This window comes from Cohnella lubricantis (genome assembly GCF_014212015.1).
GTDB lineage: Bacteria > Bacillota > Bacilli > Paenibacillales > Paenibacillaceae > Cohnella > Cohnella lubricantis.
This window is the reverse complement of sequence record NZ_JACJVN010000057.1, coordinates 96,835-120,055: the sequence shown is the minus strand read 5'-3', so window position 1 is coordinate 120,055 and position 23,221 is coordinate 96,835. Positions and strand designations below refer to the sequence as shown.

Below are 23,221 nucleotides of genomic sequence, written 5' to 3'. Positions count from 1 at the left end.
GGCGGTTGGCGCACATGTAGTCGATCTAATCGACTTCTTCCGCCCGAAACACCATATTCTAGCCAATGTAGTCGATCCAATCGACTTCTTCTGTCCGAATCATCGCATTCGCATGGATGTAGGCGATCTGTTCGACTTCTTCACGGATGAGAACGCGCAAAACAAACTAAAAAAACCGGCTTGTGCCGGGAGCTAGAGGAAATCCCATCGGGCTCCGGTCAAACCGGTCTCTCGTTGATTCGTTTAAGAAGCTACAGCGACAACAGAACGGAGTGCTGCGTCACCGTATGCAGGTCACGCCATGTCCGGCTTAGCGGATGATCGCTCAACAGCGCCGTCATGCCTAGCAGCGGGAACACTGCCTGCGCGCCAATTCGAGCGGCTTCGGCCGCATCCACGCTTGCACGCGCAGCTGCAGCCCAGCACTCATCCGCCTGTAGCCGCGCCACCGCCGCGTCGCAATTCGCCTGCCGCCTCGCCACCGCCGTGCCGCAGTCCGCCTGTAGCTGCGCCTCCGCCTGTAGCTGCGCCTCCGCCGCGTCGCAATTCGCCTGCCGCCCTGCCTCCGCCGCGTCGCAATCCGCGCCCGCCGCTGCGCAACAGCCCGCCGCGAACGCGGCCCAAGCGGACGCCGCTTCCGCATAGAACCGTTCAGCCGCTTCGCCTAGCCTCGCTTCCGCCGCCTCGATCGCGACTAGCAGCGCTTCGAGCCGGCGCGGGCTTCCGGCGCGCCACTCCGGCGCCTTCAGCTCCGCGAATGCCCGCGCCTCCTCCAAGTAGTGGCGCGCCACCCCAATCGCGACGGCCGCGAACGACGCCTGCGCGAACACGAGGAATGGCATCCGGTAGATTGGATGCCCAAGCCTAGGCTCCGCAGCGAGGTCGAACGTCAACTTCTCCGGCACGATAGCATCCCGCACGATGATCGAATGGCTGGCCGTCGCCCGCATGCCAAGCGGGTTCCAGTCGCGGACGATCTCCACCTGCTCCGGCAAGAAAGCGAACGAGCGAAGCTCTCGGCCCGATGCTGCGCTGCGTTCGTACTGCTCCCCGCGCTCAGCCCCATCGCCCTCAACCGCCGGATGACCTGCATCCGCCGGTTCGTCGCCCGTGCCGTTCGCGCCATCCCGCTCAATCCAGCAGTTCGCCGTGAAGAAGCTGGCGAACGTCGAGCCGCTGCAGAACTTCCAGCGGCCATTCACCACGAACCCGCCGGCGACCGGCTTCGCCGTTCCGGTCGGCATGCCGCTGCCCGCCAGTACAGCCTCGCGCGGCGAGAACAATTGCGCCGCCTCCAGCTCCGGCAGGGCAGCGCTGAAGAAGCCGCCGCCCGCGCCGATTGTCACGAGCCAGCCATAGGCGCCGTCAGCCCAGGACGCGCGCTCGAACACGCGCAGCGCCTCCGGCAGCCCGGCAGCCAGCCCGCCAAGCTCGCGCGGCACGAACAGCTTAAACAGCTTGGCGTCATAGGTCAGCTCCAGCAGCCAATCCTCGATCTCGCCTCGCTGCTCCATCCGCAGCGAAGCCCCCCTTATTTTCCCAACAGTCGCCTCGTCATTAAGGAACAATTCCGCCTTCATCACGCTCCGCCATCCTCCCCCGACTCCGTTCTCAATACTCAAAAACAAGCCTCAGCCCAGTATAATACAGGCTAAGGCTTTAGTCATATGACGGGGACATGCATCGCAGCGATCTTCTCCCCGCTTAGCGCTCCCGTCTTCCTTCCCGCAGCTTCTCGAAATGCGCAGTGAGCCGGTAATGCAGCGGATGATGCTCGTGAATGCCCATATGGTTGCGAATGACGTCCCGCACGCCCCGATCCCGAATAAGCGACTGAAGCCTAACCGCCTCCGGATCTTGATCGAAGTCGAATAACAGCGCAGCGGAGATCAGCGAGACCAGATGAGGAATCTCCATGCCGAGCGCAGACGCTTGCACCGCCGGACGGACGAGACGGTCCGAGGCAGCCAGCTTCCGCAGCGGCGAGCGGGCGACACGCGTCACTTTATCGTTGATGCGGGGATTGGCGAAGCGTTGAAGAGATTTGCGAATATAGCGCAGATGTTCCTCTTCGTTCCAATTGTACCGGTGAACGAGCAGCCTGCCGGTCTCGCGCATAACGCCTTCCACGGCGCGCCGGATCCGTTCGTCCCGCATCGCCTCCGGAATGGTCCGATACCCGGCCAAGTAACCAAGATACGCAGCGCAGCAATGTCCGGCGTTGACAGTGTACAGCTTCCGCTCCGCATAGGGCTCCAACGCGCGCACGTACTGAACGCCGGCGATACTGAGCGGCTCGCGTCCCGCACCGTGATCGTGCTCCACCAGCCATTCGCTGAACGGCTCCACCTTCACCCCAAGCGTGTCATCTCCGATCTGCGGCGGCACGATCCGGTCAACGATCGCATTCGGAAAGACGACGCAGCGTTCGGCTTTCTCCTTGGCCGCTTCCGTCAGATGGGAATACACCCACTTGCGCAGCTTGGAGCTGCCCTTCACCGCATTCTCGCAGGCGATAATCCGCAGCGGCCGCTCGTGGTTCGCCAAGCGGAATTCGATGCCTTCCGCCAGCGGTCTCGCAATGTGGGGAAGCGCTGATTCCCCCACAGCCGTCGTGACGACGTCAGCCTCGGCGATGCTCTCCTTCACCGCCGCCGCGTTCCGAATATGGACCGCCGTCACATTGCGAACGATCTCTTCCTCCTCCCGCTCGCTTGCCAGCGTTACCGTGTATTGCCTCTGCTGCTTCAGCAGCGCGACCTGCTCCTCATTACGGGCCACGAAGACGACTTCGAAGCCGGAGCGGGACAGCATCTGTCCGATGAAGCCCCTCCCGATATTACCCGCGCCGAAATGAACGGCCACTCTTCTCTCATTGGCTCCCAGCATGGCGAATCTCTCCTCTCCTGATGGAGCTCGTTCTCACCCCTAAACGACATTAATAATTGATTATTCTAAAAATTTAGCCCATGAAGCGTTCGCCATCTAAGGAGGCTTACGCTCCGAACCGATCAGGCTCCGGTCAGACGCCGGAGGCCTCGGTCACCAACGTCTCGAACGCCAGCTCGCTTAGCCGATTCACGCGGCACAAGATCCCTTCGGACGGAAATGCCAGCGTCCAGGTAATCTCGTTCGGCGCCAACACGCACGGAATTCCCGCAGCTACCGCCGCCTTCGCCCCATTGGGCGAATCCTCCAGCGCCACCGCTTCATGCGCTTCCACGCCGAGCCCTGCCAGCGTCCGGAGATACAACTCCGGATCCGGCTTCACGCGCGCTACATCGTCAGCCGTCGAGATGCACTCGAAGTAGTGTCCGATGCCCAGCCGCTCCATGTGCTCGTCGATCCAATCCCGCTTCGAGCTCGTCGCCAGCCCGATCTTCAGGCCGCGCTCCCGCGCCTGCTCCAGGTAATCGGCGACGCCGGGTCGAACCTGCTCCCGGCTCATCAGCTCGGCATGCCGGACGCGTACAGCCGACGCGAAGGACTCCTTGTCAATCGGAAGTCCGAGATCCGTCATGAGGTATTCATAAGGGTTAAAGACATGCAGGCTCGTGCCGATGCAACGCGAATACATCTCCAGCGTCAGTTCAACCTCATATTGTTGATAAGCTTCCCGAAACGCGGCATACCAGGCTGTCTCCGTGTCAATAATTGTGCCATCAAAGTCGAAGATAAGCGCCTTGATCATGTGTCATCCTCCTCACATATGCTCGTTGTGATTCGCTCCGGCCGGCTGCCGGGCAGGGACAGTTACCGTCAAGCAGAAGGAGCGCAGCGTGATAAGATAACAAAAGGACCCCTTGTCAGGGTCCCGGCTTCGCATCGAATAAATTAAAAAAGCGCTGACCCACCTTCTGCTGACGAGGTTAGCTGACGGACTCGGGTAGATGGTACCCTACGGACGGCATCAACGCCGTTCGATTCGCCCCAAAGATTGGTTCCCCCGCTTTCCAACGGAACGGTTGGAAATTAAGCGTATATTCATCATAACGCGAGTCAGCCAATGAGTCAATTAAGTTTACTGTAATTGTAATAATATCTAACGTTAATATCACACAATGGGCAGCAGTCGAACCGCCGCTTGCTTGCCGCTGACTTGAATACCCGTCTCCTTCCGACCGAAGGTCGACAGCTCCTTGCTTAGCCGCTCCAGCAGTTCCTTGGCTGACGCGCCTTCCTTGGAGCCGGCCAGCTTGACGACAAGCTGAACGGCATGGCCGCCTTGCAGCAGCTTCTCTGCCTGGCGAAGCTTCGTCTCGTAATCGTGATCCTCGATCCGCGGGGTGAGGCGAATTTCTTTTGTTCTCGGACCGTGCTCCTGCACCCGCTCTTCCTTGCGCTGCCGGCTCTCGCGCTCCTTCGCCGCGCCGCGGGCGATAAGCCGGCACGGCGGCGGACTGCTGAGCAGCGAGGTGCACACCAGATCCACCTTGTGCATGCGCGCCAGCTCCAACGCTTCCGCGCGGGAGACGACGCCCAGATCCTCCCCGTCCAAGCCGGTCAAACGCACTTCCGATGCTCTAATCTGTTCGTTCATAATCATGTTCTAACAATCACCATCTTTCTAGCCTCATGACCTGCATCGCCGGCATGAGGCTGCGCAGATCAAGACACCAGGTTGATCCCTTCGAGCACGAGGCCGATCAGGAAGCCGCAGACGGCGCCGTTGACGCGAATCCACTGCAGGTCGCCGCCGACCTTCTCCTCGATCATCTTGATCAGCGTCGCATTGTCCAGCTTGTCCAGATTCTCGCGCACCAGCTGCCCGATCCGGGAATGATTCTCGTCCACGATACCCGCGATTCGCTCCTGCAGCCATGCCAGCGCGGGAACGAGCGAATCGGGACCGTTCTTGTACCGCTCAACCAGCGAGGCGAGCGCCGGACGGACGACCTTGTCTGCGAACCGGCCATCCTCAATGTACGCCAGCGTTCGGCTGCGCAGCTCCTCGCCCCATCTGAGCAGATGCACCTCCAGATTGAGCCGATCCGGCAGCTGCTCCTTCGCCGCGTTCAGCTCGCGAAGCGCCGTCTCGTTCGCCGGCAGTCCTTCGATCGCCCGGCGCAGCTCGGCGAGAATGAGCTGCCGCAGCGGATGGTCCGGATAGGCCTGCATGCTCCGCAGGTTGGACAGAAGCGCGTTCTGCAGCATGTCGCCCAGCTTCTCCTCGCTCATGAAGCCGGCGAACGCGCCGACGGCGAAGCCCATGAAGCCCTTCGCCTGAACATTGGCGAGCGATTGCGCAGCCATCGCGCCGAGCTGCCGCCGCACGGAATCGCTGGCGGCGAACCCCTCCGCCTTCGCGAGCAGGAACAGCAGCGCCTTCTCGTCCAAGCCGCGGGAGATCGTCGCCTCGCTCGCAAGCCGCAGCAGCGCCGCCGTATCCAGCCTGCCAAGCAGGCCGCGCAGCTCCCGCGCCAGCACAGGCACGATGCGCTCCAGAGGCAGCTGCCGCAGCGCGTAGTCGCTTATTTGAACCGCCGCTCGCACGCCGTCGTCCAGATGCCGCTCCGCCAGCCCGAGCATCCGCTCCGGCGTCAAATAGCCGTTCACCTTGGACTTAATGCTGTCCTTGGTCAGGAATTCGTTCTCCATCACGTTCACGAGCGAACGAACGACCTTGTCGCGGTTGCGCGGCAGCAGCGCGGTGTGCGGAATCGGCAGGCCGAGCGGCCGGCGGAACAGCGCCGTCACGGCGAACCAGTCGGCCAAGCCGCCGACGAGCCCCGCCTCGAACCCGCCATGCAGCAGCTTGCCCGCGACGAAGTCCGCAATAGGAAAAGTCAAAGCAAATCCTGCCGCCATCACGCCAAGCGACAGGATTGCCGTATGCTTCGGTTGTCTAGCCATCGTTAGCTCCTTCGACTCTGGGGTAGTCTCTCTATCTCTTATTCTACCCCGAAGACGGGTACGCGATCAAAGGATGGTTTCTAGCCTTGCCTTGCGTTGCGCAGTTCTACCTCACCTTGGACAGGAACAGCCTCGTCCGCTCCTGCTTCGGAGACTCGAACAGCTCCTGCGGAGCGCCTTCTTCCACGATGCCGCCTTGTTCCATGAACAGCACGCGGTCGCCGACTTCGCGGGCGAAGCCCATCTCGTGGGTGACGATCACCATCGTCATCCCCTCTGCCGCGAGCTCCTTCATGACCGCCAGCACTTCCCCCACCATCTCGGGGTCAAGCGCAGACGTCGGCTCGTCGAATAGCATGATCTTTGGCTCCATCGCAAGCGCCCGGGCAATCGCCACGCGCTGCGCCTGGCCGCCGGACAGCGAATCGGGGCGGGCATCCGCCTTCTCCTCCAGGCCGACCTTGCGCAGCAGCTCCCTCGCGATGCTCTCCGCCTTGTCCTTCGGCCGCTTGCGCACGCGGATGGGGGCCAATGTAATGTTGTCCAGCACCGACATGTGCGGGAACAAGTTGAACCGTTGGAACACCATCCCGACTTCCGTGCGAATCTCGTACAGCTTGGACTTGCTCTCCAAGAGCGATTGTCCTTCGATCTCGATATCCCCGCCGTCAGGGTGCTCCAGCAGGTTCAGGCAGCGAAGCAAGGTGGACTTGCCAGAGCCGGAAGGGCCGATGACGACGACCACTTCCTGCCGGGCCACATCCAGATCGATGCCGCCGAGCACGACGTTCGAGCCGAACGACTTCGAGAGGCCTCTTACTTTAATGATCGGTTCCGCCACTTACTTCATCCTCCTCTCCACGTACTGCAGCAGCTTGCTGAGCGAATACGTCAGAACGAAGTAGATCGCGGCAGCCGTCAGATAAGGCTCCCAAACCTTGTAATACTGGCCTTTGATGGCGTTGCTCCAGTACATGATCTCGGGAACCGCGATATAAGCGACCAAGGAAGAGTCCTTCACGAGCACGATGAACTCGTTGCCGAATGCCGGGATCATCCGCTTGACCGCCTGCGGCAGGATGACGTGACGCATCACTTGCCAAGGTCTCATCCCAAGCGACTGCGCGGCTTCGCGCTGGCCCGCGTCAATCGATTGGATGCCGGCCCGGTAGATCTCCGCCGTGTAAGCCGCCGAATTGAGCGACAGCGCGACGACCGCTGCGACGATCGCGTTGGACTGTCCCAGAATGGCGGGTATGAGGCCGAAATGCACGATCATGATTTGGACGAGCAGCGGCGTTCCCCGGAAAAAGTTGATGTATGCGCTGACCGGCCATGAGATGAGCGCATAACGCGACATTTTCCCGAATCCGATCCCTAGCCCGAGAATCGCTCCCAGCACGATCGAAGCCAGCGAGATGCCGACCGTTATTCCCGTCCCTCTCAAGATCAAAGGCGCATAATCCCAGATGATGTCGAATCTAAATCCCATAGCACCTTCTCCTCCGCACCCTATGCGTGTGACGTCTTGTCCTTGCTTCGCACGACGCTAGAGCCGGAATTACTTCTGTTGCAAGAGGGTCGTCGTGTCCGGCTCTGTACCCAGCCACTTCTTGTAGATCTCTTTGTACGTATCGCTGGACCGCACCTTCTCAATCGCCGGATCCAGCTTCGCCTTCAGGTCGCTGCCCTTCGGGAAAATGATGCCGTAATATTCCGGAGCGAAATTGGTCTTATCTTCGATCGTCTTGAACTTCTGGTCCGGATTGTTCTTCACGTATTCCAGTACGATGGCGTTATCGGCAACGACCGCGTCAACGCCTTTGTTCTGCAGCTCCATCAGCGCCAGCGTATTGCTGTCGAAGCGCTTCAGGTTCGTATTGGTCTCGCCCATGATGCTCTTCATCAGATCGTCTGCCGTCGTCGCCCCTTGAACCGCGACCTTCTTGTCCTTCAGGTCCAGAGCGCTCTGAATCGTGCTGTCTTCCCGGGTCAAAATCATGTTGCGCGATTCGTAATACGGAATGGAGAAGTCATATGTCTGCTTGCGGTCATCCGTGATCGAGACAGCGGAGATCCCGGCGTCGTAAGCGCTGCTGCTGCCTTTGTCCAGCTCGATGAAGAGCGGGTCCCAGCCCGAGTTCTCCAGCTTGTACGACAGTCCCGCTTCCTTCATGACCGCGTCCAGGAAGTCCACGTCGAAGCCGACGATCTTGTCCTTGTCCATGTTCTCCATCGGCGCGTAGCTGGCATCGGTGCCGACCCTGATGACGACGTCGGAGTCCCCGCCGGAAGCGCCCGACTCGCTATTCTTCTTGCCGCAGCCGGCAGCTACCAGAATGAGCGCCAGCGCAATTAATAGAATCGAAAATTTCTTCATCGCTTTACCCCCATAAATGTGTGAATAATTTTAACATTATACTATCAGTCAGCCACCATTCCGGCAATCAAAAAATGCAAGAATAGCGATATTTCGCCAATTCGGCGGTACTATATGTAACACGCCAAAGACGGCAAGCAGCTTATAAGCTCTCGCCGTCTCTGTATTGCTATAGGAGTTGGAAAGCCTGAAAGTCTGGAAGCTCCCGCTCAGACGAGGAACATCGCCGCGATCGTCGTGACGCCAAGCCCGATCAGCACCGGCTTCAGGTTCCGTCTCGCCAGCTCGAACGGGCTGACGCCGCAGATGGCCGCCGCCGGAATGAGCGCCCAAGGGATGAGCGTCCCCCCGCCTACCCAGATCGCCGCCACTTGGCCCAGCGCCGTCAGCGTCGCCGCGCCCGATCCGATGGCTGCGGCGAACATCTGAGCGACCGATCCCGCCAGCGAGATGCCGGAGAAGCCGGAGCCGTCCAGCCCGGTAATCGCGCCGGTGACGGTGAGCGTGATAGAGCCGACGACTCCATTAACCGGGACGGTATTGGCGAGCGCCACGCCGAGGTCATTCACGATGCCGTTCGACCCTTCCGGCAGATGGCTGCCCAGCAATTCGGTGAACGCCGCGTCTCCCAAGTAGAAGAAGGCGGCGATCGGAATGACCGGGCCGAATATTTTGAAGCCGAATTGGAGGCCTTCGATGAAGTAGGAGGTCACTTCCTCGATGCCTTGGTTGCGATGGGCGATCAGCGTGAGGACGACGAGGATCAGAATGGCGGTGCCGCCGACGAGCGCGGTGGCGTCGCCGCCCGTCAGGTTGAAGACGAACATCGCAACGACATCCAAGAGGAACAGAATCGGGATGATCGCGGCCGCCCATTGCTTGACCCGCAGCGGAAGGGCGATGGAATTGGCGTCCGAGGCGAGCGTCGCCCCGCCCTCAACGAGACCGTCGCGCCAAGTCCCCTTCTTGCGATCCCGCTGCATCATCCAGAAGGCAACGGCCGTCGTGACCGCGCCCATCACGATGACGAGCGGAACGCTCGCATTCATCACCTCGGACACAGGCAAGCCCGCCGCGTCCGCCGTCAGCTTCGGCGCTCCCTGGATGATATAGTCGCCGGAGAGCGCAATGCCGTGGCCGAACAGGTTCATCGCGATGGCAGCGCCAAGCGCCGGCAATCCGGCTCGAACAGCGGCGGGCAGCAGCACCGCTCCAATCAAGGCGACACCCGGCGATGGCCAGAAGAAGAACGAGGAGACCATCATGATGAGGCCAATGCCCCAGAAGGCGAGTGCAGGCGTTCGCATGAAGCGGGTTAGCGGCGCAACCATGATCTCGTTGATGCCCGTACGGATCATGACGCGGCTCATCGACACGACGATCGAGATGATGAAGATCGTGCCAAGCAGTTCTTTGGTCGCATAGATGAAGCTGTTGAAGATGCCCGATACCGATCCGCTCAAGCTCTCGGTGGCGATGAGCGCAAGTACCAGAATGCCGGCGATGCACACCATCGTCGTATCCCGGCGCCTGATCAGCGTAATGAGAACGAAGACGATGAACGCCAGATAGACCCAATGCAGGGAAGTTAACTCGATGTTCATCCCTTAACCCTACCCTTCCTCAGAAGTTATACATTGTATGTAGGCAGAGGCATAGGGATGAATGTCGCCGTCGAACGATGCCAGTCAGCGGCTGCTGGCGGTCTGTTCTCCACCGTTATGTGTGGGGGCTGTCGATGGATGTAGATGCCTGCTGCCGCCGAGACACCTCGTCGATCGTTCTTGTGCGATAGGCGCGTATTTGATATAGTCCTCTTATTTGAAGGCGTGGATCATAGGGAATAGGTTAGGGGGAGAATAGGTTGGCGATCAATCGCAAGCTGTTGACTGACCGGGACTTCGAGGAAGCCGCAGCGAACCGGACCCGTCTGCGGGTGTTCAAGGACGATCACTTGGTGGAGAGCGGCAGCATCATCGTGCGCTTCGACGAGACGACGGTCGTACTGCAGTCCAACGTCAGCGACCTGACGTACTACTCGCGCGGGGAGTGCGAATTCTTCGAGCTTCGGCGGGGTTGAGGCTTGGCCGAGACGATGTTAGCCAGATTTGGTGCGAGGTTGAGCTGCGCTGAGTCGGAGTTGGCGCGAGGTTGTAGCGCGAGCTGCGGCGGGGTTGCGACTTATACCAAGGGGATGCTCTCTGATCGAGCATCCCCTGATTTGTTTAAGACAAATACCTCAGCGCACGGCGCACGCCACCTACTTTTGCCGCGCTCCGCCGGCTTAGTAGCCCGAGCCCTCGCCGCCGCTGACGATCGCGACGCCGGAGCTTGCGCCGATGCGCGTCGCGCCTGCGGCGATCATCGCGCGGCACGCGGCTGCATCGCGCACGCCGCCGGACGCCTTGACGCCGATGTCCGGGCCTACGGTCCGGCGAATCAGCGCGATGTCTTCCACCGTCGCCCCGCCGGGACCGAAGCCGGTCGACGTCTTCACGAAGTCTGCGCCCGCAGCCACGCTCAGCTGGCAAGCCTTCACTTTCTCCTCGTCCGTCAACAGCCCCGTCTCCAGAATCACCTTCACCGCTGCGCGCCCGCGGCTGGCTTCGACGACGGCCGCGATATCCTTCTCGACCAGATCGTCCATTCCCGACTTCAGCGCGCCGACGTTCAGCACCATATCGATCTCGGTCGCTCCGTTATCAAGCGCGTCCAGCGTCTCCGCCGTCTTCGACTTGGTCGTCGTCGCGCCCAGCGGGAACCCGATAACCGTCGTAATGCCGACACCGCTTCCCTTCAACTGCTCCGCCGCCAAGGAGACCCAGCCCGGGTTGACGCATACGGTAGCGAAATGGTGCGTCTTCGCCTCTTCGCACAGCTTCACCACCGCATCCTTCGCCGCCTCCGGCTTCAGCAGCGTGTGGTCGATATAGCCCGCCAATTGTTGATTCGTCAGTTGTCCTTGTTCCGTCATGTTCTTCCATCCTCGCTATTCGTCTTATTCTTGCTCCAACAAGTATTTTGCCGTGAACAGATCGGTAATCAGCACGTTCGCGTATTTGCCGCGAAGCGCGCCGGCGATGCCGGCCACCTTCTCCGCCCCGCCGGCCACCAGAATCGATTGGTCCTTGCGCCGCAGCTCCTCCAGGTCGATGCCGATCGCGCGTTGGTTCAGGTGTTCCGCAATAATGTTGCCGTTCGAATCGATATAATGGGTTGCCCAAGTCCAAAATGTTGCGGATGTGCCAGTCCGATTCAATCGCTTGCTTGACGGCCGCAATGCCCAGGTACTTCTTAATGATCGCATCCTCGTATTGAGGCGCGGAGACGATCAACGCTTTGCGAAGACCGAATTTCCGTTCGATCTGGGAAGCCAGACTCCAGTTGTTCCAATTGGGATCCAGTATTCGAATCTGAACGTATCCCTCATCCTTCGCTTGCTGCAGGAACCGGGACACGGTCGGACGGGAGACCCCGAATTTATCGGCGATCTCTTGCTGGCTGTAGTTCTCGAGCCAGCCGGCCGTCTGAGCGTTCCTCAAATATTAGTTTCTTTCGAAATGCACAATTTTTCATTCATTATAGCCCCATCAATACGAGAGAGCAATCGACGCGTTAAAGCACTCCATCGCATGCATCGTCAACCACGCCCGACCTAAGCGATTCGCCGGCCGCAATTTTGGACTTGACGGAAGGAAGCTCAAAGCGTAGAATCAAGAACAAGAGTTCCCATATCCAAATCAGGAAGCACCTGTCAAGAAGGGCCCTAGCGGCTTTTCTTGCAGGTGCTTTTTTTGTCGGTTGTGTCGATTAACAAATTCGATTGGAGGAATGAAGTATGAAGAACTACCGTGGATTCGCCGCGCTATTGCTCGTTGTTATGCTGACGCTGTCGCTCCCCCTCGAAGGGTACGCGGCTGCATCGGTCTCGTGGACCTCGACGACGAAGAAGTCTTGGGACAAGCTCGTGGCGGGCTTAGACAGCACGCAGCGAATGAAGCTAAAGGGACTGTACAACGATCTCGCAGAGCTGCAATACAAAGAGAACCGCTTGGATATGCAGACGAAGGCATTGCACAACAACAACGCGGCAACGCTTAGCGCCGCGAACAGCAGCATCAAGCAGATCGACGCCGCCAAGCTTGACTCGCTGTCCGCGCAAGCGAAGCAGACTCGCGACCGTTATCAGCCGATGCTGGACAAGTATTCGATGTTAACCAAACAGATCAGCGCAGCCAAAGCCCTCAAGAGCAAGGAGCTTGCGAAGCTGCTTCAGACGCAGGCTGATCTGCTGAAGCCTGGCGTTCAAGCCGCCAAATCGGAGATCAAGAAGCGCGATGACGAGTACAAAGCCGCGAAGGACGCCGCTTCGAAGAAGGGCAAGACGGTCCGCGCGACGCTGGACGGCATCACGGCAGTCAATGTCAGGATGAGAGCCTCAAAGAGCTCCGTCACAGCGAGCAAGAACGCCCTATCGACAGCTAACAAGACGTTCGCTCAGGTTGTCAAGAATGGGGATGCCAAGACAGTAGCAAGCTCACTGTCCAACATGCTGACCCTCTATCGCCAGCTAATCGCGTACAAGGAGAAGGTATACGGCTACGAACGGGATATTACGGACATTATCGCCAAGGCGAAGTCTCAGCTGCCCAAATAACTTGAGTCCCTCGCGAGGCGCGAGCCTCCCGCCACCATTTACCCGAACTTTCGCTCGTCAAGACAAGAAAGCCTGCCGCTGCCGGCAGGCTTTCTCCCACTTGCTTATAGATGCGCTAGCCCAAGACGATTCGATCGTCAGCCAGCTTGTGGCCGCTGATCTGCTCGAATTCGCCTAGCAGCTGATCCACCGTCAGATGCTCCTTCCGTTCCTCCGGAATATCGAGGATGATGCGGCCCTTATCCATCATGATCAGGCGGTTGCCGAGACGAATGGCCTGCTCCATGTTGTGCGTGACCATGAGCGTCGTCAGCTTCATCTCACGGACGACCCGCTCGGTCAGCTTCGTGATCAGTTCGGCGCGCGCAGGGTCAAGCGCAGCCGTGTGCTCGTCCAACAGCAGAATCTGCGGCTGCGTGAACGTCGCCATGAGCAGGCTGAGCGCTTGCCGCTCGCCTCCCGACAGCAGGCCCACCTTCGCCTTGAGGCGATTCTCCAAGCCGATGCCCAGCCGCTCGAGCTGCTCGCTGAACAGCTTGCGCTTCGCGGCATTCACGCCCCAAGACAGCCCTCGTCTGCGGCCGCGGCGATAAGCGATCGCCAGATTCTCCTCGATCGTCATATGCGGCGCCGTGCCCGCCATCGGATCTTGGAACACTCGTCCGATCCAGCGGCTTCTCTGATATTCGGATGAGGAAGAGACCTTCGTCCCGTCGATGCTCACTTCGCCGATATCCGGCTTCATGACGCCGGAGATGATGTTCATCAGCGTCGACTTGCCGGCGCCGTTGCTCCCGATAACAGTCACGAAGTCGCCTTCCTTCAGCGAGAGCCGGATGTCGACAAGCGCAGCCTTCTCGTCCGGCGTACCCGGATTGAACAGCTTCGTGACGTTCTTGATGTCAAGCATCCACTTGTCCCCCTCTCCGGCCCATAACCTCTGCCGCCAACTCAACGGAACGCTTGCGCGCGAGACTTCTCTGCTTGAGTGCCCGGCGCGCCGTTGGAATGACGAGTGCGATAATAACGATAATGGCGGTGATCAGCTTCAGATCGGAAGCATTCAGATGCAGCCAGTCGGCTCTGAGCGCCAGCGCGATGACGATCCGGTATACGATCGAGCCGAGCAGAGCGGCCAGCGTCGCACGAACGACGTTCTTCGCCCCGAAGATCGCTTCGCCAATAATGACAGAAGCAAGTCCAATCACGATCATCCCGATGCCCATCGAATTATTGGCATATCCGCCGTCTTGGGCGATCATAGCGCCGGACAAGGCGACCAGCCCGTTCGACAAGGCGATGCCGATGATCTTCGTCCGGTCCGTATTCGCGCCGAAGCTGCGGATCATCCGATCGTTGTCTCCGGTGGCCCTCAGCGCCAGGCCGAGGTCGGTATGCAGGAAGGCGTTGAGCAGCAGCATGAACGCAACCGCAACTGCGAGCAAGACGACAATATACAGCCATGTCGTCGAAGCGACCGACGAGAAGATCGTCGATTCGCCGATCAGCGAAGTGTTTGGCTTGCCCGTAATGCGCAAGTTGATCGAATAGAGAGCGATCATCATCAGAATACCGGAGAGGAGCCCGTTGATCTTCCCCTTCGTATGCAGCAAGCCGGTGCAGACGCCCGCCAACAGACCGCCGCCGAAAGCTGCCAACGTCGCGATCAGCGGATGATAGCCGTGCGTGATCATCACCGCCGCGATGGCGGCTCCCGTCGCGAAGCTCCCGTCGACAGTCAGATCGGGAAAGTCGAGAATGCGGAACGTAATATAGACTCCCAGCGCCATCAGCGCGTACATTAACCCTAGCTCAATCGCTCCATAGATCGAATCCAGCATCTGCAAGCCTCCTTCATAAGCGACAAGCGGTGTGAACGATAACCGTTCACACCCGCTTGTGATCGTGCGGTTCTACTGAATGATGTTGTTGTCCGGATCCTGCACCTTGCTCTTCATGGCGTCGGTCACTGTAATGCCCTGCGCTTCGGCTGCCTTCAGGTTCAAGATCAGATCCAGCTTCTCCTGCATCTTAACCGGCAGATCGCCGACGTTCTTGCCGTTCTTCAAGATCTCGACCGCCATCTGGCCTACTTGGTAGCCGTGGTCGTAATACTTGAACCCGACCGTCGCGAAGGCGCCCTTCTCGACCGTATCCCGGTCGCTGGAGAAGAACGGAATCTTCTTCTCGTTCGCGATCTGGATGATCGTGTCCGCGGAGCCGACGACCGTATTGTCAAGCGTAATGTAGATCGCGTCCGCCTTGCCGATCAGCGACTCCGTCGCCTGCTTCACTTCGGACGTATTAGAGACCGCCGCCTTCACCAGCTTAATGTCGTGAGCCGCCAGCGCTTCTTCCGCCTGCTTCGTCATGATAACGGCGTTCGGCTCGCCTTCGTTGATAACGACGCCTACCGTCTTCACGTTCGGGAAGTCGGAGGCGATGAAGTCCATCAGCTGCGTGATCGCCGCCGGGTTCGTGTCCGAAGCGCCGGAGACGTTGCCGCCCGGATGCTCCAGATCCGTCACGACCTTCGCGTCCAGCGGATCGGTAACGGCTGCGAACAAGATCGGCGAATTCTTGACGTTCTGCACGACCGCCTGCGCGGACGGCGTGGCGATCGCGAGCACCACATCGTACTTCTCCGAAGCGATCTTCTGCGCGATCGATGTATTGTTGCTCATGTCGTTCTGGGCATTGTTGTAGTCGATCTTCAAGTTCTTGCCTTCCTCGATGCCGGCATCCTTCAACGCGGCGATGAAGCCGTCACGTGTAGCATCTAGCGAAGGATGCTCCAGAATTTGAGAGATCGCGATCGAATACGTCTTATCCGCCGACGCGGGAGCGCTTGCAGAAGCCGATGCGGATGGGCTGGAACTTGGGCTCGAGCTCGCTCCTGAACTGCTGTTATCCGTCTTCCCGCATCCCGCCATGGCCAGCATAGCGATCGACAGCATCAGCGGAGCCAATATTCTTTTCTTCATTTGTCTACCCCTTCTCTATCAATTCTTAATTTTTTGACTATTATTCTATAGTTTAAGGTTCCTCTCTAACGCTCGTCAACGAGAATCTTCATTCAATCGACGCGCCAAAGCTTAAATCTTGTAAACAAACAAAGAAACCTAGCAGACATATTGCGCTGCTAGGTTCTTCATTATATTCGCTATGTATAGAGAGTCCTGCGTCGCCGCAGGACCCGTTACTCATAGACCTCTACATTAGAACCCCTTGTACTGAGGCTCCTCATTCTCCAACTGCGTCACCCTGGATTCGACTTGAGTTACGATCTGCTGCGTCTGCTGCGCGGCGTTCGTGAACAGATTCTTGGCTTCCTGGTTCTGCGTGTTCAGGGCGAATTGCTCCAGGCTTGCTTGCGCGCTCTTCAAGGAAGCTACGCAGGTCTTAACTTGAGAAGCGACCGTCATCCTTTGTTCTCACCTCTGTCATCGGAATATCCTTAGGCAGGACAAGAGATAACATGCCCGAACCCCGGCGAGTTCATGACCTTAAACCGCTGCCAGAAAGCCGAAATTTTGTGTCGTAAAAATCAGCCGTCGTGGAACGCTAATGCCAAATTGGCAAACGACATGCAGGAGGAGCAAGGAATGGTCAGCAAGAAGACAATCAAGAAATTGACGCCTACTCAACGGGAATACCAGCGTCTTGCCTTGGACCGCATGCCGAAGCGGCCGGTCGCGGCCAACTCGCTGAAGGCCTTCCTGTGCGGCGGGCTGATCTGCGTGGTCGGCCAAGGCATTCAGCAGATGCTCATTCATTGGGCGGGCATGACGGAGCGGCAAGCGGCCGACCCGACCGTCGCCATCCTTATTATCGCATCGGTCGTATTAACCAGCTTAGGGGTCTACGACAAGCTCGGCCAATGGGCCGGCGCCGGCTCCGCCGTTCCGGTCACCGGCTTCGCCAACTCCATGGCGTCTACCGCCATCGAGCATCGCAGCGAGGGCCTCGTGCTGGGCGTCGGCGGCAACATGTTCAAGCTGGCCGGACCGGTTATCGTGTTCGGCACGGTCGCGGCGTTCATCATCGCGATCATTCGCTTCATTTTCACCCAAGGAGGTTGACCGGCGCTCATGCTGAAGGGTCATCAAAGCTGGGTATTCCGCAATAAGCCTGTCATCGTCTCCACGGCCGCGGTCGTCGGACCGTTCGAGGGCAGAGGGCCTCTAGCCGAAGACTTCGATATCATCCACGGCGACAGCTTCATCGGACAGGACAGCTGGGAGAAGGCGGAGCGCACCTTGCTGGAGGAAGCATCTACGATCGCGATCGAGCGGGCGGGGATTACGAAGGAACAGGTGCAATTCCATATCGGCGGCGATCTGCTGAACCAGATTATGAGCAGCAGCTACGCCTCCCGCACGCTGACGATTCCATATATCGGCGTATTCGGCGCTTGCTCGACTTCCATGGAGAGCTTGGCGCTGGCTTCGTACCTAATCGACACCGGCGGGGCGAAGCATGTCCTGGCCGCCACCTGCAGCCATAACTCAAGCGCGGAGAAGCAGTTCCGGTATCCGACCGAATACGGGTCGCAGAAGCCGCCGACCGCACAATACACCGCGACGGGCTCCGGCGCCGCCGTCGTTGCGGGTTCAGGCAGCGGACCGGTCGTCGTCGCCGCCACGATCGGCCGCGTCGTCGACATGGGCATCAAGGATCCGTTCAACATGGGAGCCGCTATGGCGCCTGCCGCCGTCGATACGATCACCGCCCACTTCCGCGACCTGCAGGTCGGTCCGGACCACTACGACATGATCGTTACGGGCGACCTTGCCAAAGTCGGGCACGATATCGCCAGCGAGCTGTTCGACAAGCACAACATTCCGATGCACAAGACCCGGTTCCGCGACTGCGGCATGATGTTGTACGACTACGACAAGCAGATGGTGCAGGCCGGCGGGAGCGGATGCGCTTGCTCAGCCGTCGTCACATACGGGCATCTGATCCGCAAGCTGCGCAAGGGCGAGCTGAAGCGCATCCTCGTCGTCGCGACGGGATCACTGCATTCGCCGCTCGCCATTCAGCAGGGCGAGTCGATCCCCGGCATCGCCCATGCTGTGGCTATCGAAGCAGTGCCTGAATCGCCCGTGGAAGGAGGATGAACGCCATGCCAGGATGGTTAGAGATCGTTATGCGAGCTCTAAGCGCTATGATCATGCTCATCGTGATCACCCGGATTCTCGGCAAGAAGCAAATATCGCAGCTCACGTTCCTCGAATTCGTCATCGGGATTACGCTAGGCGAGTTGGTCGGCTTCATCTCGACGGACGTCGAGTCCAACTTCTGGTACGGCGTCATCTCGCTGCTGGTCTGGTTCATCGTGCCGCTCGGACTGGAATACTTGGCGCTCAAGAGCAAGAAGATTCGCGGTTGGCTGGAAGGCAGCGGGCGCGTCATGATCAAGGAAGGCAAGGTGCTCGAAGACAACCTGAAGAAGGAGCGCGTCTCCGCGGACGAGCTATTGGAACAGCTGCGGAGCAAGAGTGTATTTAACTTGGCGGATGTGGAATTCGCGGTCATGGAGACGAACGGCGATCTCAGCATTCTGCTGAAGAGAGACAAGCAGCCGCTCACGCCAAGAGACATGAACATGAAGCTGGTCAATGAGGTCGAACCGCAGACCGTCATCATGGACGGCGAATACTTGGATGAGCCGTTGGCCACGATCGGCCTTAGCCGGGGATGGCTCAATACCGAGCTGGAGAAGATCGGCGTGACGGTCGACAACGTGTTCCTCGGTCAGGTGGATGCTTACCAGCAGCTGTATGTCGATCTCTATGACGACAAGCTGAAGGTGCCTGCGCCGCAAGGCAAAGCGCTCGTGTACGCTACGCTGAAGAAGTCGCAGGCGGATCTGGAGCTGTTCGCGATGTCCACGCGAGACCCGGCCGCCAAGCAGCTGTTCGAGCAGACCTCGCGCGAGCTGACCGGCGTCATTCAATCGCTTCAACCGATGCTCCAGAACTAATGATCGCACCCCCCGCTTCCGACGCGATAAGGGCCGTTCCCGGATGAAGCCTCGAATTCCGTGAACGGCCCTCTTCACCTTGTCCCCGCGCATTTGGCTTTCTAATTCCACTTCTCCGCCCAATCCTCCAGCGCCTGCAGCGCCCTGCCCAGCTCGACGCCCTTGCGGGTTAGCGAATACTCGGTGCGGACTGGCCGAGACGGGATGACGTTGCGAAGCACGATCCCCTCCTGCTCCAGATCCTTCACCCGTTCGTTCAACACCCGCTTGCTCAAATCCGGAATATAGGAGTGAATCTCACTGAATCGCTTCGGTTCGCTCATCAGCGTGTGGATGATTAGGCTGACCCACTTGCGGCTGATTAATTGATGGACCTGTTCAATCTTCGCGCCCAATTGATTTGGATTTCGAACTGGTTCCATATCCGCCTCACCTCAGTTATTCGGTTACTTATTGTTCCTAGGCTCAATGACTTAGATCACGCAAGGAGAGTCTGTATTGAATGTCTCGGCAATCCAAACATTTGGTGCGCTTCCTCTATTTTATCACAGGAAAACGCTCTCATTAAACCTTTTTCGAAATGAATCGAATCTGTGACAGTTTGAAGGTTGACGAAACCTCCTAAACGGGCGTAAGATTGTCACTGTTCATTCACTTGGTGATAAAAAGTAACCTTCTATAAAGAGAGAAGAAGATCACCGGTGATCCATTGCAGTGTGTCATTCGAGCGTAGGCTTGCTAGAAGATCCGGGAGGAATCATCGATGGAATCCATGACGTTTGTTCTGTTTGGCGCAACGGGCGATCTGGCCAAAAGAAAAATTTTCCCCGCCCTGTACAACCTTTACCTGGAAGGCAAGCTGCCCTCCACCTTCTCCGTTATCGGTCTGGGAAGAAGAGAATTAAGCCATGAGACGTTCCAATCTAACGTGGAACGTTCGATTATGGAATTTTCCCGCCGTCAAGCAACTCCGAGCCCCGAGCTCACTAGCTTTCTCTCTGCATTCCGCTATCATCCATTGGACGTTACCCGTCCTGAAGATTACCGCACGCTGCTTCAACTGGTTCAAGAACGCGAGAGCGAACTGGGCATTCCGGACAACCGCATGTTCTATCTGTCGGTCGCGCCGGATCTGTTCGACCTCATCGCTTCGAATATTAAAGCGAGCGGCCTCGGGTCCACGCGCGGCTGGAAGCGCCTCGTCATCGAGAAGCCGTTCGGCCACGACCTGGCGAGCGCGCGCGAGCTGAACGAGAAGCTTAGCAAGTCGTTCGAGGAAGACGAGGTATACCGGATTGATCACTATCTCGGCAAGACGATGGTGCAGAATCTGGAGACATTCGTCCTCGCCAATCCGGTTATCCAAGCCGTATGGAACAAAGAACACATCGCGAACATTCAGATCACGGCCAGCGAGACGGTCGGCGTCGAAGAGCGCGCCGGCTATTACGATCAATCCGGCGCGATCCGCGATATGATCCAGAACCATATGCTGCAGATGCTGATGATGACGGCGATGCACCAGCCGACTCAGATCTCCGCTGCCACGATTCGCGCGCAGAAGAAGCAGATCATGGAGAATCTCCGTCCAGTTCCTCGAGCAGAAGTCGCGAAGAACGTCGTTCGCGGCCAATACGCGGCAGGCTCCATTCAAGGCAAGGCCGTTCCGGCTTATCTCGACGAGCCGGGCATCGAAGCTGCTTCCCGCAACGACACGTTCGTGGCGGCTAGGCTCTGGATCGACGACGAGAAGTGGAAGGGCGTGCCGTTCTATATCCGCACCGGCAAGCGCCTCGCGGCGAAGTCGACCCGCATCGTCGTCGAGTTCAAGAACCCGACAGAGCACTTGTATGCGCATCGTAACGAGCAGACGTCTCCTAACCTGCTCGTCATCGAGATAAACCCGAACGAGAAGATCTCGTTCCTGCTGAACGGCAAGAACGTGCTCAACGAAGGCGTGCTCGATGAAGTCCGGATGGACAGCCAGGGCGATAAGAAGCAGCTGCCGGAAGCTTATGAGCGGCTTATCTACGATGCGCTTCAAGGCGATTCCACCTTCTTCGCCCATTGGAACGAAGTCGAGCTGTCCTGGCAATGGGTGCAGCCGATTCTCGACGCCTTCGCCGCGAATGAAGTTCCGCTGCATACGTACGAAGCCGGCTCGAACGGTCCGGAAGCTTCCGAGCGCCTGCTGAAGGAAGAGGGCTTCGAATGGCTGCTCGATCCGGTGCCGTCCAAGTCGCTGCAGATGGCTTAACGAGCTAAGATTTTCATGCGGCAAAGGATTAACGGGATTTAGCAAAAGAAAAAGGAGTGTTCCCGCATGTCTCAAACGAAGAGCATGGATCAACTCTCGATCGATGCGATCCGCACGCTGTCGATCGACGCGATTAACGCCGCCAATTCCGGCCACCCGGGATTGCCGATGGGTGCTGCGCCGATGGCTTACTCCCTGTGGGCCAACCACTTGAAGCACAATCCGGGCGATTCCAAATGGTTCGACCGCGACCGCTTCGTGTTATCCGCCGGTCACGGCTCCGCCCTGCTGTACAGCCTGCTGCACCTGGCCGGCTACCAGCTGTCGATCGACGACCTGAAGAACTTCCGCAAGCTCAACAGCAAGACGCCGGGCCATCCCGAATTCGGGCATACCGACGGCGTCGAAGCGACGACCGGCCCGCTGGGCCAAGGCATCGCTACAGCCGTCGGCATGGCGATGGCGGAAGCTCATCTCGCCGCGAAGTACAACCGCGAGAACTTCCCGGTCGTTGATCACTATACTTACGCGCTCGTCGGCGACGGCTGCCTGATGGAAGGCATCTCCTATGAGGCAATGTCGATGGCCGGGCACATGAAGCTGGGCAAACTAATTGTCCTGTACGACTCCAACGATATCTCGCTGGACGGCGAACTGAACCTGTCCTTCTCCGAGGATATCCGCAAGCGTACGGAATCGGCACGCTGGCAGTACCTGCGCGTCGAAGACGGCAACGACGTCGCCGCCATCACGAAGGCGATCGCCGAAGCGAAGAGCAACACGGAGCAGCCGACGCTCATCGAGATCCGCACGATCATCGGCTTCGGCAGCCCGAAGGTCGCCGGCACGAACAAGGCGCACGGCAATCCGCTCGGCGAAGAAGAAGCGCGCGCGACCAAAACCGTCTACGGCTGGGAGCACGACAACTTCCACGTGCCGGCGGAAGTGCGCGGCCACTTCGCTCAATTGGCGCAGCAAGGCGCTGCGCGCGAAGAAGCTTGGAAGAAGCTGATGGCTTCCTACAAGGCCGCTCATCCGGAGCTTGCCGCCGAGCTGGAAGCTGCAATTGAAGGCAGGCCGACGCTGGCAGCAGCTGACTTGCTCGCCTTCGACCCTTCGAAGTCGATCTCGACCCGCGTCGCCAGCGGCGAGGCGATCAATCATTATGTGAGCAAGGTTCCGGGCATCTTCGGCGGAAGCGCCGATCTGTCGCACTCGACGATGACCGATATCAAGGGCGAATCCGTCTTCGCGGTTCAGTCCTACGCCGGCCGCAACGTCTACTTCGGCGTTCGCGAGCACGCGATGGGCGCCGCCGGCAACGGAATGGCGCTGCATGGCGGCGTGAAGCCGTTCGTGAGCACGTTCTTCGTGTTCAACGACTACCTTCGTCCGGCGATTCGTCTGGCCGCGCTGTCCAAGCTGCCGGTCACCTATGTTTTCACCCATGATTCCATCGCTGTCGGCGAAGACGGCCCGACGCACGAGCCGGTCGAGCAATTGGCCGCGCTGCGCGCCATCCCGGGTCTCACCGTCATCCGTCCAAGCGATGCGAACGAGACGGCGAACGCATGGGCATACGCGCTGCAGCAGACAGACGGTCCTGTCGCCCTCGTCTTGAGCCGCCAGAACCTGCCGGTGCTGGAGCAGACGAAGGCGAATGTCGAGCAACTGTCCCGCGGCGCTTATGTGCTGGCCGAGACGAATGCTTCCCCGGAAGCGATCTTGATCGCCACCGGCTCTGAGGTATCTCTCGCGCTGAACGCAGCGGCCGAGCTGGAGAAGGCCGGCCGTTCCGTCCGCGTCGTCGCGATGCCGAGCTGGGAGCTGTTCGAGCGCCAGCCCCAAAGCTACAAGGACGAGGTGCTTCCGCCGACGATGGCGGCAAGAGTGTCGATCGAGGCAGGCATCTCGCTTGGTTGGGAACGCTATGTAGGAGCCAAAGGCAAGACGGTCAGCATCGATACGTTCGGCGCGTCTGGATCCGGCAACGCCGTACTGGAGCACTTCGGCTTCAGCGTCGCCAATGTGGTCCGGAGCGTTCAAGAAGTTCTGTAAGGGCAAGCTACATTCATTAATCTAAAT

The 23,221-nt window shown here is 59.0% G+C and carries 24 protein-coding genes, 1 pseudogene and 1 riboswitch; of the genes and pseudogenes, 8 read left to right on the top strand and 17 right to left on the bottom strand.

The annotated features are described in order from the left end of the window. The coding region (locus H4Q31_RS15150; protein ID WP_185179889.1) for a hypothetical protein at window positions 1-196 on the top strand (196 nt) is incomplete at its 5' end. Window positions 197-251: 55 nt separating this feature from the next. On the opposite strand, the gene H4Q31_RS21805 is transcribed toward H4Q31_RS15150, so the two are convergent. The 9 genes from H4Q31_RS21805 to H4Q31_RS15105 form a co-directional block, all read right to left on the bottom strand. Further along, window positions 252-1,580 carry an acyl-CoA dehydrogenase family protein gene (locus H4Q31_RS21805; RefSeq protein WP_281064874.1) on the bottom strand — a complete coding sequence of 443 codons (1,329 nt, stop codon included), beginning with the start codon at window positions 1,578-1,580 and terminating at the stop codon, window positions 252-254. Window positions 1,581-1,704: 124 nt separating this feature from the next. Further along, window positions 1,705-2,889 carry a mannitol-1-phosphate 5-dehydrogenase gene (locus tag H4Q31_RS15140; RefSeq protein WP_185179887.1) on the bottom strand — a complete coding sequence of 395 codons (1,185 nt, stop codon included), beginning with the start codon at window positions 2,887-2,889 and terminating at the stop codon, window positions 1,705-1,707. Between the two features lie 133 nt (window positions 2,890-3,022). Next, window positions 3,023-3,691 carry an HAD family hydrolase gene (locus H4Q31_RS15135; RefSeq protein ID WP_185179886.1) on the bottom strand — a complete coding sequence of 223 codons (669 nt, stop codon included), beginning with the start codon at window positions 3,689-3,691 and terminating at the stop codon, window positions 3,023-3,025. Window positions 3,692-3,844: 153 nt separating this feature from the next. Beyond that, window positions 3,845-3,989: riboswitch (cyclic di-AMP (ydaO/yuaA leader) on the bottom strand. Between the two features lie 65 nt (window positions 3,990-4,054). Then, entirely contained in the window at window positions 4,055-4,546 is a 492-nt protein-coding gene (gene infC / locus H4Q31_RS15130) for a translation initiation factor IF-3 (protein ID WP_185179885.1), read from the bottom strand. A 62-nt stretch (window positions 4,547-4,608) separates the two neighbouring features. Next, window positions 4,609-5,853, bottom strand: coding sequence for a DUF445 domain-containing protein (locus tag H4Q31_RS15125; protein ID WP_185179884.1), 1,245 nt, complete (start codon window positions 5,851-5,853; stop codon window positions 4,609-4,611). A 106-nt stretch (window positions 5,854-5,959) separates the two neighbouring features. Continuing rightward, the gene (locus H4Q31_RS15120; protein ID WP_185179934.1) at window positions 5,960-6,682 is read right to left on the bottom strand and encodes an amino acid ABC transporter ATP-binding protein; all 723 of its coding nucleotides are present in this window, start codon (window positions 6,680-6,682) and stop codon (window positions 5,960-5,962) included. A gap of 12 nt (window positions 6,683-6,694) precedes the next feature. Then, the gene (locus H4Q31_RS15115) at window positions 6,695-7,345 is read right to left on the bottom strand and encodes an amino acid ABC transporter permease (protein ID WP_185179883.1); all 651 of its coding nucleotides are present in this window, start codon (window positions 7,343-7,345) and stop codon (window positions 6,695-6,697) included. 69 nt (window positions 7,346-7,414) lie between these two features. Then, entirely contained in the window at window positions 7,415-8,233 is an 819-nt protein-coding gene (locus H4Q31_RS15110) for a basic amino acid ABC transporter substrate-binding protein (RefSeq protein WP_185179882.1), read from the bottom strand. 209 nt (window positions 8,234-8,442) lie between these two features. Then, entirely contained in the window at window positions 8,443-9,837 is a 1,395-nt protein-coding gene (locus H4Q31_RS15105) for a hypothetical protein (RefSeq protein ID WP_185179881.1), read from the bottom strand. A gap of 260 nt (window positions 9,838-10,097) precedes the next feature. On the opposite strand from H4Q31_RS15105, the gene H4Q31_RS15100 reads away from it, so the two are divergent. Beyond that, the gene (locus tag H4Q31_RS15100; RefSeq protein WP_185179880.1) at window positions 10,098-10,313 is read left to right on the top strand and encodes a hypothetical protein; all 216 of its coding nucleotides are present in this window, start codon (window positions 10,098-10,100) and stop codon (window positions 10,311-10,313) included. Between the two features lie 204 nt (window positions 10,314-10,517). On the opposite strand, the gene deoC is transcribed toward H4Q31_RS15100, so the two are convergent. The 3 genes and pseudogenes from deoC to H4Q31_RS21990 form a co-directional block, all read right to left on the bottom strand. After that, the gene (gene deoC, locus H4Q31_RS15095; protein WP_185179879.1) at window positions 10,518-11,207 is read right to left on the bottom strand and encodes a deoxyribose-phosphate aldolase; all 690 of its coding nucleotides are present in this window, start codon (window positions 11,205-11,207) and stop codon (window positions 10,518-10,520) included. 24 nt (window positions 11,208-11,231) lie between these two features. Continuing rightward, entirely contained in the window at window positions 11,232-11,513 is a 282-nt protein-coding gene (locus H4Q31_RS21995; protein ID WP_376698254.1) for a sugar-binding domain-containing protein, read from the bottom strand. Window positions 11,514-11,682: 169 nt separating this feature from the next. Next, window positions 11,683-11,775 (bottom strand): annotated as a pseudogene (locus H4Q31_RS21990) (sigma factor-like helix-turn-helix DNA-binding protein); the annotation flags it as partial. A gap of 296 nt (window positions 11,776-12,071) precedes the next feature. Between H4Q31_RS21990 and H4Q31_RS15085 the strand changes: the two are divergent. Then, the gene (locus H4Q31_RS15085; protein ID WP_185179878.1) at window positions 12,072-12,890 is read left to right on the top strand and encodes a hypothetical protein; all 819 of its coding nucleotides are present in this window, start codon (window positions 12,072-12,074) and stop codon (window positions 12,888-12,890) included. A gap of 115 nt (window positions 12,891-13,005) precedes the next feature. Here H4Q31_RS15085 and H4Q31_RS15080 read toward each other — a convergent pair whose 3' ends face one another. The 4 genes from H4Q31_RS15080 to H4Q31_RS15065 form a co-directional block, all read right to left on the bottom strand. Beyond that, on the bottom strand, window positions 13,006-13,800 hold the full coding sequence (locus tag H4Q31_RS15080) for an ABC transporter ATP-binding protein (protein WP_185179877.1): 795 nt from the start codon (window positions 13,798-13,800) through the stop codon (window positions 13,006-13,008). Then, window positions 13,793-14,731, bottom strand: a complete 939-nt coding sequence (locus H4Q31_RS15075; protein ID WP_185179876.1) for an ABC transporter permease — start codon at window positions 14,729-14,731, stop codon at window positions 13,793-13,795. The genes H4Q31_RS15080 and H4Q31_RS15075 overlap by 8 nt, the downstream gene beginning before the upstream one ends. A 72-nt stretch (window positions 14,732-14,803) precedes the next feature. Next, on the bottom strand, window positions 14,804-15,874 hold the full coding sequence (locus H4Q31_RS15070) for an ABC transporter substrate-binding protein (protein WP_185179875.1): 1,071 nt from the start codon (window positions 15,872-15,874) through the stop codon (window positions 14,804-14,806). 234 nt (window positions 15,875-16,108) lie between these two features. Continuing rightward, window positions 16,109-16,315, bottom strand: coding sequence for a DUF1657 domain-containing protein (locus H4Q31_RS15065; RefSeq protein ID WP_185179874.1), 207 nt, complete (start codon window positions 16,313-16,315; stop codon window positions 16,109-16,111). A 180-nt stretch (window positions 16,316-16,495) separates the two neighbouring features. Here H4Q31_RS15065 and spoVAC point away from each other — a divergent pair, with 180 nt between their 5' ends. Genes spoVAC through H4Q31_RS15050 form a run of 3 tightly spaced genes read left to right on the top strand, consistent with a single transcriptional unit; the run spans window position 16,496 to window position 18,879 of the window. Further along, complete coding sequence (spoVAC, locus tag H4Q31_RS15060) at window positions 16,496-16,972, top strand: stage V sporulation protein AC (protein WP_185179873.1); 477 nt, start codon at window positions 16,496-16,498, stop codon at window positions 16,970-16,972. A gap of 9 nt (window positions 16,973-16,981) precedes the next feature. Next, window positions 16,982-18,013, top strand: coding sequence for a stage V sporulation protein AD (spoVAD, locus tag H4Q31_RS15055; RefSeq protein WP_185179872.1), 1,032 nt, complete (start codon window positions 16,982-16,984; stop codon window positions 18,011-18,013). Window positions 18,014-18,018: 5 nt separating this feature from the next. Continuing rightward, on the top strand, window positions 18,019-18,879 hold the full coding sequence (locus H4Q31_RS15050) for a DUF421 domain-containing protein (protein WP_185179871.1): 861 nt from the start codon (window positions 18,019-18,021) through the stop codon (window positions 18,877-18,879). A 101-nt stretch (window positions 18,880-18,980) separates the two neighbouring features. On the opposite strand, the gene H4Q31_RS15045 is transcribed toward H4Q31_RS15050, so the two are convergent. After that, window positions 18,981-19,301 carry a winged helix-turn-helix transcriptional regulator gene (locus H4Q31_RS15045; protein ID WP_185179870.1) on the bottom strand — a complete coding sequence of 107 codons (321 nt, stop codon included), beginning with the start codon at window positions 19,299-19,301 and terminating at the stop codon, window positions 18,981-18,983. Between the two features lie 341 nt (window positions 19,302-19,642). Between H4Q31_RS15045 and zwf the strand changes: the two genes are divergently transcribed. After that, complete coding sequence (gene zwf, locus H4Q31_RS15040; RefSeq protein ID WP_185179869.1) at window positions 19,643-21,136, top strand: glucose-6-phosphate dehydrogenase; 1,494 nt, start codon at window positions 19,643-19,645, stop codon at window positions 21,134-21,136. 66 nt (window positions 21,137-21,202) lie between these two features. Further along, window positions 21,203-23,194 (top strand): transketolase, encoded by a 1,992-nt coding sequence (gene tkt / locus H4Q31_RS15035; protein WP_185179868.1) that lies wholly within the window; start codon window positions 21,203-21,205, stop codon window positions 23,192-23,194. Window positions 23,195-23,221: the final 27 nt, after the last annotated feature.

What these genes read in the sequence shown, in the direction of transcription:
- H4Q31_RS21805 (WP_281064874.1), bottom strand. Translation starts at nt 1,580, where the DNA reads ATGAAGGCGGAATTGTTCCTTAATGACGAGGCGACTGTTGGGAAAATA.
- H4Q31_RS15140 (WP_185179887.1), bottom strand. Translation starts at nt 2,889, where the DNA reads ATGCTGGGAGCCAATGAGAGAAGAGTGGCCGTTCATTTCGGCGCGGGT.
- H4Q31_RS15135 (WP_185179886.1), bottom strand. Translation starts at nt 3,691, where the DNA reads ATGATCAAGGCGCTTATCTTCGACTTTGATGGCACAATTATTGACACG.
- infC (WP_185179885.1), bottom strand. Translation starts at nt 4,546, where the DNA reads ATGATTATGAACGAACAGATTAGAGCATCGGAAGTGCGTTTGACCGGC.
- H4Q31_RS15125 (WP_185179884.1), bottom strand. Translation starts at nt 5,853, where the DNA reads ATGGCTAGACAACCGAAGCATACGGCAATCCTGTCGCTTGGCGTGATG.
- H4Q31_RS15115 (WP_185179883.1), bottom strand. Translation starts at nt 7,345, where the DNA reads ATGGGATTTAGATTCGACATCATCTGGGATTATGCGCCTTTGATCTTG.
- H4Q31_RS15110 (WP_185179882.1), bottom strand. Translation starts at nt 8,233, where the DNA reads ATGAAGAAATTTTCGATTCTATTAATTGCGCTGGCGCTCATTCTGGTA.
- H4Q31_RS15105 (WP_185179881.1), bottom strand. Translation starts at nt 9,837, where the DNA reads ATGAACATCGAGTTAACTTCCCTGCATTGGGTCTATCTGGCGTTCATC.
- deoC (WP_185179879.1), bottom strand. Translation starts at nt 11,207, where the DNA reads ATGACGGAACAAGGACAACTGACGAATCAACAATTGGCGGGCTATATC.
- H4Q31_RS15085 (WP_185179878.1), top strand. Translation starts at nt 12,072, where the DNA reads ATGAAGAACTACCGTGGATTCGCCGCGCTATTGCTCGTTGTTATGCTG.
- H4Q31_RS15080 (WP_185179877.1), bottom strand. Translation starts at nt 13,800, where the DNA reads ATGCTTGACATCAAGAACGTCACGAAGCTGTTCAATCCGGGTACGCCG.
- H4Q31_RS15075 (WP_185179876.1), bottom strand. Translation starts at nt 14,731, where the DNA reads ATGCTGGATTCGATCTATGGAGCGATTGAGCTAGGGTTAATGTACGCG.
- H4Q31_RS15070 (WP_185179875.1), bottom strand. Translation starts at nt 15,874, where the DNA reads ATGAAGAAAAGAATATTGGCTCCGCTGATGCTGTCGATCGCTATGCTG.
- H4Q31_RS15065 (WP_185179874.1), bottom strand. Translation starts at nt 16,315, where the DNA reads ATGACGGTCGCTTCTCAAGTTAAGACCTGCGTAGCTTCCTTGAAGAGC.
- spoVAC (WP_185179873.1), top strand. Translation starts at nt 16,496, where the DNA reads ATGGTCAGCAAGAAGACAATCAAGAAATTGACGCCTACTCAACGGGAA.
- spoVAD (WP_185179872.1), top strand. Translation starts at nt 16,982, where the DNA reads ATGCTGAAGGGTCATCAAAGCTGGGTATTCCGCAATAAGCCTGTCATC.
- H4Q31_RS15050 (WP_185179871.1), top strand. Translation starts at nt 18,019, where the DNA reads ATGCCAGGATGGTTAGAGATCGTTATGCGAGCTCTAAGCGCTATGATC.
- H4Q31_RS15045 (WP_185179870.1), bottom strand. Translation starts at nt 19,301, where the DNA reads ATGGAACCAGTTCGAAATCCAAATCAATTGGGCGCGAAGATTGAACAG.
- zwf (WP_185179869.1), top strand. Translation starts at nt 19,643, where the DNA reads ATGGAATCCATGACGTTTGTTCTGTTTGGCGCAACGGGCGATCTGGCC.
- tkt (WP_185179868.1), top strand. Translation starts at nt 21,203, where the DNA reads ATGTCTCAAACGAAGAGCATGGATCAACTCTCGATCGATGCGATCCGC.